Below are 10,754 nucleotides of genomic sequence, written 5' to 3' on the forward strand. Positions count from 1 at the left end.
ATTAGTCATTAGTCATTAGTCATTAGTCATTAGTCATTAGTCATTAGTCATTGGTCATTGGGCATTGGGCATTGGTTATTCTTTCTCCCCCTGCCTCCCCTGCTCCCTCTGCTCCCCCTGCCTCCCCTGCCTGCCCTGCCTCCCCTGCCTCCTCATCCCCTAGCCCCTAGCAGCCGACGTGTTTCAGCAGCAGCAGCTTGCATTGCTTGTTCTGGATTCATGCGTCCGGATAGTGCGGCTGAGAGATAACGCTGCAAAATATCCGATGTTTGAGCGTATTGGGCGATCGGCGGACGTAAAACTGCATTGTCCACGGCCTCTAGTAACTGCCGATAGTGAGGATATTTGGCAACAATCTCTGGGTCTGTAAACAAATCCCGGCGACTTGGCACATAACCTGCGGTCAAAATAAATCGGCGCTGTGCCTCTTCACTAGTAAAGTACTGAATTGCTTTCCAAGCCTCTTCGGGATGTCTAGAGGTTTTAGAAATCCCTATACCCCAGCCTCCTAGACAAGCTGCCCCAGTCTTACCAGGAGCATGAACCATCGGTTTAATCCCAATTTTGCCCCGGATTGGCGAATTTTCTGCCTGAGCTAAAGGCCAAGCATAGGGCCAGCTGCGTAAAAATGCTACTTGACCACTTTGGAACAAGCGCCTGGTGTCTTCTTCTTGGTAGGTTGTGACCCCAGAAGGAGAAACGCCCTGGGTGACAGTACTACGCAGAAACTCAATGGCACGTAATGTTTCTGGTCGATCTAGCCCAACTTCCAGGGTGTCGGGATTAACCCAAAAGCCACCAAAGCCATCAAGGACTTCTACAAACATAGCCACAAGTCCTTCATATTGACGACCCTGCCAAACATAGCCCCAATTTACCTGGTCTTTCTTCTGCAAAACTTGGGAAATTTGCATCAAATCTGCAAAGGTTTCTGGTGGTTTCAATCCTGCTTGTTTGATTAAATCTTCCCGATAGTAGAGCATTCCCACATCGGAACGCATGGGAATTCTGTACAGTTTGTCCTGATAACGTCCACCTTCTAAATCCTTGGGTGAAAACGCTGCCAAATCTTGTTTGGAAACGCGATCGTCTAGAGGTAGCAACCATCCAGCAGCAGCAAACTTGGCTGTCCAGATGACATCCATATTGATCAGGTCATAAGGAGATTCACCCAAGATAAAAGATGAAGTATACAAGTCTTCGAGCAAATTTGTGGCATTCGGCCCTTCAACCAAGTTAAGGCGAATGCCTGGGTTCTTAGCCTCGAAGTCTCTAATCAAACCCTGCCTCCAAGGTTGGGCATCAGGGGCAGTAATTAACATATTCAGGGTAACTGGTTGCTGCGAAAGTGCTACCCAACTGAACAATATGATGCCTAATAGAGTTGCCAGAAAGACTCCTACACGCAAAAAACCTTGTTTTTGGATGAATTTTTGCAGCTTGTTTGTTGGCTTTCGGTACAACATCAATGTCGCGATCGCTAGTGGAAATAATTATTAGGAAATAAAAACGTAAAATACCTGAAAACAGATGATTTTGTGTTTTTTAGCAAAAATACTTAAACAATGGATCATAAATTTCCAAAATAAGCTGGCTTAAAAATAAGCAGCCTCATTGTAAATAAGCATAAAATTTTGCTAACAAATCCCAAAAAATACAGCACTTCCTTCGAGAAAGAAGAAACTTTTTAGCCACACAGTTAAAAGTTGCTGTAATAAATGTAAACTAATTTGTTTTTAATTCACTAAACAACTTTCTAAAGATAGAGATGTTGACACTCTCACAGCAGATTTTTTCCCAAATCAAATCGGATTGCTATATGAAAGTGCTGTTAGCGGTAGCGAGGTGTTTAGCTCTAAGTCAGAAAAAAAGAAAATTTGTCGCGTTTTATGCTGATAATATGAGAATTGCTCGTGTTTCCTTCTAACCAATTCATGTCTTCAGGGATCGATAATCCAGAAACATTTCGTCGCTTACCGCAACAAGCCCGCAGTCGCCAACGGGTCGATCGAATCTTGGATGTAGCTGCTCAGTTATTTGAAGAGGTAGGCTATGAAGCGGTTTCAACCGACTTGATTGTAAAGCGGGCAAATATATCAATTGGTTCACTCTACCGCTTTTTTCCCGACAAGGAGGCTATTCTCCATGCGCTGTCAGAGCGATATGCACAACAAATGCGAAAGTTATTTACTGCTAGGTTTAATCCTTCAACTATTAATTATCCCTTGGCAATATTGTTGAGTGAAGCAATTGAAGACTTTGATAAATTTTATACTACCCAACCAGGTTGTCGGGAGATTATGTTGCGATCGCGAGTATCTGCCGACTTGCAGGCAGTGAATAAGCGAGTTGACCATGAAATTGTAGAGCAATTAGATAACTTCTTGGCTTTACGGCAGCCGCAAATGAATTCCCAGCAACGCCAGTTAGCAGCTTTAGTCAGTGTAGAAATTGCTAATGCGCTTCAGTTATTATCACTATCCCAAGACGAGCGCTTACGGCTGCAACTAGTTGCGGAAACTAAACAAGTTTTGATTCGTTACCTCCAGCCACTCTTTGATGAAAGTATCTAGTGTTCAAGTGAATGAGGAGTTTATTTATGTCTAAACAAATTGCTATTGTAGGAGCCGGCCCTGGTGGTCTAGCCACAGCCATCCGACTTGCTGGATTAGGGTATAAAGTGCAAATCTTTGAGGCGGCTGAAAGCGTAGGTGGACGGATGCGTGGGTTAGAAGTTGATTCATATGCCTTTGATACAGGGCCGACCATTCTGCAAATGCCACATCTATATGAGGAGCTTTTTCAGGAAGCTGGCTTAAATTTTGCTGACTATGTTCAACTCAAACGATTGGAACCCTATACTCGCCTTCAATTTTGGGATGGCACACAACTGGATTTAACCTCAGATTTAAAAGCCTTTAAAACACAACTAGCAAATTTGCGTTCAGATTTACCATTAGCATTCGATCGCTGGTACAGAGAACATATCCGTAAATATGAGTTGGGCTACAAGCCTTATCTAGGAAGCCCTGTACGAAATCTATTGGGTTACTTGCGTTGGAATGAAATTGTCTCTCTACTGTCATTTCGTCCCTGGGAGACTTTATATCAACACTTTTGGCGATTTTTCCAGGATGAACGGTTAGTCTATGCTCTGAGCTATCCCTCGAAATATTTAGGAATGCATCCTAGTGTGGCAGCGAGTGTATTCAGTCTGATTCCATTTTTGGAATTTGCACAAGGAGTATGGCATCCAGTGGGAGGATTCCGGGCATTAGCACAGGGATTGGGTAAGGCTGCTCAAGATTTAGGGGTGCAAATTCACCTCAATTGTCCAGTGCATCAAGTCTCAATTGAGCAGGGGCAGGTTCGTGGTATCGAATTCGCTGATGGTAAGTGCCTGAATTTTGATGCAGTAGTCATCAATGCTGACTTTGGCTGGGCTGTGCGTCATTTGCTACCAACTTCAGCACGAGGTCGCTACAGCGATCGCCAGCTTAAGCAAATGCAATTTTCATGCTCTACATTCATGCTTTATTTGGGTGTAAATCGCCGCTACGAAGACTTACCACATCATCAAATCTATTTATCAGAACACATTCGCCGACGCGATCGCCCTTGGATAGATGATTCTGCATTAGATGAAATCGATCCACCGTTCTATGTCTGCAATCCCACAATTATAGACCCCAGTAATGCACCAGCCGGACACAGCACATTGTTTGTGTTAGTCCCAATTCCAAATACTTCTTATGCTGTTGACTGGGATGTTAAACAAAAAAGTTACCAAGACTTTATTATTAAACGCCTATGTAAGCTTGGATATGACAATATTGAAAAACATATTGTTAGCCAGCGATGTTACACTGCACAAACTTGGCAAGATGATTATCGAGTTCATTTGGGTGCTGTGTTCAATCTCAGCCACAATTGGAGCCAACTTGGGCCATTTCGTCCTCCAATTCGTTCTGAAAATATTAGTAAGTTGTACTGGATTGGTGGTGCTGTTCATCCAGGAAGTGGATTACTCACAATCTTAGAAGCAGCGCGTAGTGCTGCTGGATTTATTAGCCAAGATTTGCGTTAACAGACTATCGCGCCCGATACTCAGGATTTTCTGGCGTTGCATAAATACGGGATGAATTTGTGTTGAGAACATTGAAAATTCGTTCCAAATTAGGCGAATTCATCCCATGATTCAGCAACGCCATTTATGGGGACATGTTGTAAAGATCGTATATTAGATTTTTAAGAAAAAGTCAATTCAACTTTTGTGATAAACTTCTTAATCATATTATTGCCCTGCTTAATCTTTACACTCCCCTTTGTCAAGTACTGCGGTATCACTAGATCTACTGCCAGATCAAAACCATTTTCGATCTGGGCAAATAAATTCAACTCTTGTTTAAACTTTGCAAGGGGATTTTCGCCTGCACGATTATCAATTAAAAAGTCAATATCTTTATCTTGAGACCATCCTACTTTATCGATATACTTTCTTGCTTCCTCTACATTGGGTGAACTTCCTGGGTATTCTGCCGACAATTCGCGCAATTTTTTCTCTATATTTTTTACAAAATAATTGTTATCACTACCTAAATTAAATAATGTAGAAACAATATTTATACCAAAGTTTGAATTGGAATTAATTTCTTTTTCTTCTTGGTTATTTAAATTTGCTATTTTAACACCTAAATATTTACATATTGTTACATCATGTCGCCATTTTTCCAGAATTACTTTTTCTTCAATCTGTTCTTGATTAAACTTAAAATATTCAGATGTTTTGTATGTATTTTGAATCAGAGTATTTCCTGCTTCAAGTAGTCCATTACTCTTTATTGGCTGTAGAAAATTCTGAACTTTTTTATCATACAATTCAAGAGTATTTTCAACAATACACAGTCCATCTTTTAGAGTATTTCCTCTTATAACTGAATCTTTGAATTTTTTGTATTTTTGATCGTAGAAAATTCTTTCCCTTTCGCCTCTAGATACAACTAAAATGACTCGACGCGAAGCAGGATCGTCAATAGAAATGTTTTCAGGATCGTAACCATAGGGGAAGTTCATTATTTGCCTCCATTTTTTATAAATAATATTACTATAATATTATTTATGGAAATTAAAATTCCTATTGTAATGATGTTAATTTTAACAAAAAACCCTTGTATGATCCAAGCAATTAAAATCGGTAAAATTAGTGCTAAAGCTAACTTCCCTAGATACAAAAATAGTTTTTTACGTTGATTTCTATAGTAGATTGCTGGTAAACTAGAACGAATTAAATCCAAATGTTTTTCTTGGATAGATAGTTCAACTTTGGTAGAAAAATTTTGAATGTTATTACAAATATCAAAAATCCAGTCTTCTACATTGTAGCTTGAAGATAGAGTAGGCACTTTAGTATCAATTCCAATGATTGCAGGACGACCTGTTATATCTAGTTTATTAGTAGTTGCTTCAATATAAAACTCGGAGTTTTTATAAAAGATATTTATTCCATCTTGTGAAATTATCTTAATCCCAGTTAATTTAGTCCTATCGATATTCTTAATTAACTCTTGACTTTCTGTATTTATTGACTCGATTATTCTTTGATTTTTAACAATTAATATAGAAATATCATTTTTGTAGTTTGGTACATAAAAATATATAGGAATTGTCATTTTTACCTTTTAATTTATCGATTTCAATATATCTAGAACTAATTGATTAGCAAGTTTTTCTGACACAAGGCTTCCAACTACCCACTTCATCTCTGTGCTTTCATCAAAAAAACCGGTAATTCTATTAAAACACTCCCTAAAATTCCTACCATAATCCTTTTTAAGATTTGTGTCTAAAAAATTAGGAACAGTATCTTCTCTACCGATTTCACCAAAATGATTGCCTACGACAATTATTCTTGAAGGTTTTCCTTTTTCAAAAAAAGGTACTTTTTCCCAAAAAGGTATGTTTTCTTGCCAATCTTTAAAGTTTTCAAAATCTACTGCTAGTCCATTTTTATATTTTCTTCTAAAATCATTTAATTCTTCTTGTTCTTTTTGAGTAAGGCATTGATTAACAAGCATCTCTGCATTAATTATTAAATCACTCCTTACAATGTATATAATACAATCAGATGTAGTAAAAGTAAGTTTTTTTAAAGGATAAAGCTGTCTTTGCCCACCAACATCAAAAATACGCTGTAATCTTATTTTGTAGTTTTCATTGTCAATTTGAATCGACACGTTTTCTGTTTTTTCACGCGTATCTGTACTAGAAATACCATGCTTTAACTTTTTTGTAAAAATAAAATTATATAATACCGACTTTCCACAATTATCAACCCCCAAAATTCCAATAGTTTTTCCCAAAAATAAATTAATAAGTAAATAGTCAACCCAAGTTTTATTTGTATTCCACATACTATTTGTATATTATTTTGCCAATCATTTAATACTGAATAAATTTTCTAAAAATTGCGAACAAAAATTTGCACATTAAAACTAAAATAAACTAGGTATACGTCACAGTAAAATTTGTTCGTAATCGAAGATTGATGTTGGGTTTTACTTTGTTCAAATGCTAGTTACTTTAACGGGGTTTCCCCCCGTTAACGCATTGGCTCAGGAACCAACGAATGATTAAATCCATACCTTCTTTCTGGTGGGCTGTATTTCTGAATACAGGTTTTAGACATTCTATTTTTTTGAATAGCTCAAAGTCACGAAGTTTTCAACATCTCTTTTCCACTTTGTTGCACATTTTAAGTTACGCTCGTAGAATAATATTTGGGATATATTCTATTGATCTATAGATTTTTAAGATTATTAAATTTTTCCATTCATAAAAGATTGTATAACAAATGTGACAATCTACCAAATAAGAAGCTTAAAAAATTACAAAGACTTCTCAATAAGGCGATCGCATTATAGTCAATGAGACTATTTCATTCTCAATAAAGTCTATAATTTTCTCATTAAGTCTCATTAATTAGGAAAATCTTAAGCAATCGCTTGGAATTGACGGTTTGCAGCAATGGAAAGGCTGCAAACCCTTAATTGGAGCATTCTACAGAGTTGCTTCTAACTTTGATTCACTGCACTGGGTTCCATGTACATGATTTCCCAAATGTGTCCATCTAAATCCTGAAACCCATGTGCGTACATAAAACCGTGATCTTGGGGTTCATTGTAAGTTGTGCCGCCAGCCGCAACCGCCTTGCTCACCATGTCATCTACGGCTTCTCGGCTTTCACAAGACAAACATAGCAATACTTCAGTGTTCTTTGTACTATCACAAATGGCTTTAGGAGTAAACGTCTTAAACTTGTCGTGAGTCAAGAGCATGACAAAGATATCCTCACTCACAATCATGCTAGTGGCGGTCTCGTCAGTAAACTGAGCGTTGAAATTGAAGCCGAGTTTTTTAAAAAAATTTACAGACTGATTGAGATCTTTTACAGGTAGGTTCACAAAAATTTTCTTAGTCATACTTTCTCCTTTTGTAAGTTGATTACGCAAAAACAATGAGTCCATCGCTGTCATGACATGGATTGTAGGAGTTCTTCAAGACGGTTCAGGGTCTGGCGTAGACCTACCTCCATACCTGATTGGAGATGCCCATCCCGTTGCTCGCTGGACTGGTGTTGGATATGGATATGTAGTGTTGTTTTTCCGTCTTCTTCGGTCAGAGTGAGTGTGTTCAGACGATCGCTATTGGGAATTGGTTCATAGCGTTCGGTGGACACCAATCGTTCTGATGGGACAATCTCACGGTACTCACCTGAGAACCCGTGGTCGGTACCGTTACTGGAGTCATGCAAGACATAGCGCCAGATGCCCCCCACGCGCAGGTCGATTTCGCAAACGGTCATCGTCATGCTGCTGCTGCAACCTCCAAACCAGCGCTGAACGTGTTCGGGCTGAGTCCATGCCTCAAAAACGAGGTGGCGCGGGGCATTGAAGACGCGAGTTACAATGATTTCCCGATCTGATGGCAAGGTCAGTGTGAAACCATTCTGCTGCTGTTCGATTTGCTTGGCCAGAAATTCGTCGAGGCAATCAAAGCTGGAATTCCACCCTGCAACAACACCCATCTCTTCATGCTTGCGGCGATCGCTAGCAGATTCATGCACAATCTCAAGTGTGAGTTTGGTTTTACCATCCACATCCTCGAATATTGCTGTGATTACCATTCCCTGTGGTAGTTCAGCGTTGATGACTTGTTCAAACCCTTCGTCAAATTCATCTGTGGTGACAATCCTCTCTGGAGGGACGATTTCGCGGAAAACACCTTTGACGGGGTATTCCGTGCCATCTGGACTAATCATGACGTAGCGCGATCGACCCCCCGGACGCAAATCCAGTTCCGTCACACGGGTTGTGAAGCCTTTTGGTCCCCACCATTGGGCGATGTGTTTTGGCTCTGTCCATGCCTTAAATACAAGTTCTCGTGGTGCATTGAAGACACGGGTAATAACGATCTTCCGTTCGGACTCACTGGAAGTGGAGTCATTTTTTTCCAACATATTGTTTCTCCTTAAAGAATGGAACGATCGCAGATTAGGGTTGGCGATCGGGTTTCTTTTCCTCTGCTTGCAATTCCTGTAGATACTCGTCCAGGCGATCTAAACTCTGTTCCCAAAACTGGCGATATTGCTCGATCCAATCTGCTGCGTCCTTAAGCGGTTCTGCCTCCAACCTACAGGGACGCCACTGAGCCTCTCGACCCCGTGCGATCAATCCAGCACGTTCTAGCACCTTGAGATGTTTGGAAATGGCAGGCAGGCTCATCTCAAAGGGTTGGGCTAGCTCAGTCACCGATGCTTCGCCCTTAGCGAGATGAGCCAAGATTGCCCGCCGGGTAGGATCGGCAAGGGCGGCAAAAATGATGCTCAATTGATCGGTGGACATTTAGGGTCGAAGTATTTAACCGCTCAGTTAATTAACCACTAGGTTAAATGTACTAGCCAAAAATGTCAAGAGCTAATTAGTTTCAGTATTGGATTCCTTGGTGTAAAAATCACTCTCTCAACTTTGCATAGGACTGTTCAGGCCGATCACCCAGATACCGTGCAGGTGTTTCCACTTGGATAGATAGATCGAAAATGCAAATTAGCCCAGATTGTGGTTCTTGGCCACTTTTGGTGATGATGAAAGGTTACGCGCTTTAAGGCAGAAGACAGGAGGCAGAAGGCAGAAGGGTTTTAAGATTTTGCCTGTCGTCGTAGAACTTGTGATAAAGACCCAGATCCAACCTGAAGACTTTTCTTATCCGAATGGCACGCTTGTAAAGCTATTTCTTGGGGTGAGGCAGGAGGCAGAGGGCAGGAGGCAGAAGTTATGAAATCTTTGTGCTGCAAAACTTTCGGGTTTTTATTTTCTTTTCCTTCTGCCTCCTGCCTTATCTTCGTGCCATTCTTTTCTTATCCCTGTTCTGTCACTTTGGGAGAAGCCAATGTCTGAAAGCTTTTGAGAGCTTTACTTTTGAGTTTTTGGCTATATAGCAGGAGGCAGGAGGCAGGAGGTAAAAGTATTACTATTCCTAGCTTCCATGCTTTCAAAATGTCCTAACCTGTGTGACTACGGCTATAAATTTTAGTTTCTGTTAGAAAAGAAAAGCTCAAAACTTTATTCCATCAAAGCTTCAGAGTTTCGCTCCGATTATTGTTTTCCGCAAGTGACACAAGAGGGTTATGATGTAGAGGTTCTGTAACCCTTGTACCACAGGACTTTCTGTAGTTTTCTTCTTTCTTCTTTCTTCCTTCTGCCCTCTGCCTTCTGCCTAAACCAGCCCACTATTGATCACCAAAAGCTGACAAGAACCCAGATTGTCTTCACTTTTTGAACAAGAACGATACAAGTCTGGGTGGTTTATTTTGGTCTTGCTCATGCCACCACTCGTTAAAATCCTCAAGCAGGAAACCATGATTTTTCGCTACCTGAAAAAAATCTGACAGGTGATGTACAAATGCTGGAATTTGAATCACTTCTTGATTTCTTTGAAAATTAGCTTGTGTGCCTCCATATTGTCTGAATGGATGAAGTTCACAGATGAAAAAGTATCCTCCCTTAATAAGTACACGGTAGGCTTGTGAAAAAATAAGTGACAAATTTTCAATGTGTTCTAGAACTAGATTGCAGGTGACCAAATCAGCAGACTCATTGCTGAAAATCCATTGGTTCGTAATGTCTGCGGTAATGAACATCACGTTGGCTGAATTTACTTTCTCTTTCGCCTTCTCGATCATGGATGCTGAAAAATCAACTGCATAGACTGTTTGGGCAATTTGTGACAGCAACAGCGTATTTTTGCCTGTGCCACAGCCAATTTCAACAACTGATTTACACCTCAAACCCATTAAGATTTCTTTAGTAACAATTTGATCCAAATCGCGCGTCAGGTTTTCGTCAGCATCGTAGGTGGTTGACCAATTATCGTATGCGGCTTGAACACTCATATTGACTCAAAAAATGGCTAGATTTTTGAACAGTAGAATTATCCTACTAGTTCTGCACACTCACTCACGAGGTTCGTTGACAGCTAACTGTCAACAGCCAACACGAAAAGATGTGCGGCGTTAAATGCTCCCGGTAGCTTCAGGACTTACGCACTCAGATCCCCCAACCCCCTTAAAAAGGGGGCTTAGAGGTTCCCCTTTTTTTAAGGGGGCTAGGGGGGATCTATGTTTCAGGCTTCAGTGCGTAAGTCCCAATACTACTCGCTTTGTGCATTTTGAACTCAGAATTTGGTTTGGGGAAAAGGTT

The 10,754-nt window shown here is 40.3% G+C and carries 10 protein-coding genes; 2 read left to right on the forward strand and 8 right to left on the reverse strand.

Features of this window, described 5'->3' with window-relative positions:
* Positions 1–152: 152 nt before the first annotated feature.
* Complete coding sequence (locus ACM0OY_RS38055; RefSeq protein WP_414573893.1) at positions 153–1,466, reverse strand: ABC transporter substrate-binding protein; 1,314 nt, start codon at positions 1,464–1,466, stop codon at positions 153–155.
* 468 nt (positions 1,467–1,934) lie between these two features.
* On the opposite strand from ACM0OY_RS38055, the gene ACM0OY_RS38060 reads away from it, so the two are divergent.
* Positions 1,935–2,573, forward strand: coding sequence for a TetR/AcrR family transcriptional regulator (locus ACM0OY_RS38060; protein ID WP_414573894.1), 639 nt, complete (start codon positions 1,935–1,937; stop codon positions 2,571–2,573).
* Between the two features lie 26 nt (positions 2,574–2,599).
* The gene (locus ACM0OY_RS38065; RefSeq protein ID WP_414573895.1) at positions 2,600–4,087 is read left to right on the forward strand and encodes a phytoene desaturase family protein; all 1,488 of its coding nucleotides are present in this window, start codon (positions 2,600–2,602) and stop codon (positions 4,085–4,087) included.
* A 161-nt stretch (positions 4,088–4,248) separates the two neighbouring features.
* Here the strand turns inward: ACM0OY_RS38065 and ACM0OY_RS38070 are convergent, their stop codons facing one another.
* From ACM0OY_RS38070 to ACM0OY_RS38100, 7 genes are all read right to left on the reverse strand, one after another.
* Positions 4,249–5,073: a hypothetical protein gene (locus tag ACM0OY_RS38070; RefSeq protein ID WP_414573896.1), complete on the reverse strand. Its 825-nt coding sequence runs from the start codon at positions 5,071–5,073 to the stop codon at positions 4,249–4,251.
* Positions 5,073–5,669, reverse strand: a complete 597-nt coding sequence (locus tag ACM0OY_RS38075) for a hypothetical protein (RefSeq protein WP_414573897.1) — start codon at positions 5,667–5,669, stop codon at positions 5,073–5,075. Before ACM0OY_RS38075 ends, ACM0OY_RS38070 begins: the two co-directional genes overlap by 1 nt.
* A gap of 9 nt (positions 5,670–5,678) precedes the next feature.
* Positions 5,679–6,410 (reverse strand): ADP-ribosylation factor-like protein, encoded by a 732-nt coding sequence (locus ACM0OY_RS38080; protein WP_414573898.1) that lies wholly within the window; start codon positions 6,408–6,410, stop codon positions 5,679–5,681.
* A gap of 660 nt (positions 6,411–7,070) precedes the next feature.
* A complete protein-coding gene (locus ACM0OY_RS38085) occupies positions 7,071–7,478 on the reverse strand; it encodes a VOC family protein (RefSeq protein ID WP_414573899.1) in 408 nt (135 codons plus the stop codon).
* Positions 7,479–7,528: 50 nt separating this feature from the next.
* Positions 7,529–8,515, reverse strand: a complete 987-nt coding sequence (locus ACM0OY_RS38090; RefSeq protein WP_414573900.1) for an SRPBCC family protein — start codon at positions 8,513–8,515, stop codon at positions 7,529–7,531.
* A 34-nt stretch (positions 8,516–8,549) separates the two neighbouring features.
* On the reverse strand, positions 8,550–8,900 hold the full coding sequence (locus ACM0OY_RS38095; RefSeq protein ID WP_414573901.1) for an ArsR/SmtB family transcription factor: 351 nt from the start codon (positions 8,898–8,900) through the stop codon (positions 8,550–8,552).
* Between the two features lie 923 nt (positions 8,901–9,823).
* Positions 9,824–10,447: a class I SAM-dependent methyltransferase gene (locus ACM0OY_RS38100; RefSeq protein ID WP_414573902.1), complete on the reverse strand. Its 624-nt coding sequence runs from the start codon at positions 10,445–10,447 to the stop codon at positions 9,824–9,826.
* Positions 10,448–10,754 lie beyond the last annotated feature (307 nt).

It is taken from the genome of Nostoc sp. CCY 9925, assembly GCF_963920935.1.
Taxonomy (GTDB): Bacteria; Cyanobacteriota; Cyanobacteriia; order Cyanobacteriales; family Nostocaceae; genus Nostoc.

Coding starts and splice junctions, on each gene's coding strand:
- ACM0OY_RS38055 (WP_414573893.1), bottom strand. CDS start 1,466: ATGTTGTACCGAAAGCCAACAAACAAGCTGCAAAAATTCATCCAAAAA.
- ACM0OY_RS38060 (WP_414573894.1), top strand. CDS start 1,935: ATGTCTTCAGGGATCGATAATCCAGAAACATTTCGTCGCTTACCGCAA.
- ACM0OY_RS38065 (WP_414573895.1), top strand. CDS start 2,600: ATGTCTAAACAAATTGCTATTGTAGGAGCCGGCCCTGGTGGTCTAGCC.
- ACM0OY_RS38070 (WP_414573896.1), bottom strand. CDS start 5,073: ATGAACTTCCCCTATGGTTACGATCCTGAAAACATTTCTATTGACGAT.
- ACM0OY_RS38075 (WP_414573897.1), bottom strand. CDS start 5,669: ATGACAATTCCTATATATTTTTATGTACCAAACTACAAAAATGATATT.
- ACM0OY_RS38080 (WP_414573898.1), bottom strand. CDS start 6,410: ATGTGGAATACAAATAAAACTTGGGTTGACTATTTACTTATTAATTTA.
- ACM0OY_RS38085 (WP_414573899.1), bottom strand. CDS start 7,478: ATGACTAAGAAAATTTTTGTGAACCTACCTGTAAAAGATCTCAATCAG.
- ACM0OY_RS38090 (WP_414573900.1), bottom strand. CDS start 8,515: ATGTTGGAAAAAAATGACTCCACTTCCAGTGAGTCCGAACGGAAGATC.
- ACM0OY_RS38095 (WP_414573901.1), bottom strand. CDS start 8,900: ATGTCCACCGATCAATTGAGCATCATTTTTGCCGCCCTTGCCGATCCT.
- ACM0OY_RS38100 (WP_414573902.1), bottom strand. CDS start 10,447: ATGAGTGTTCAAGCCGCATACGATAATTGGTCAACCACCTACGATGCT.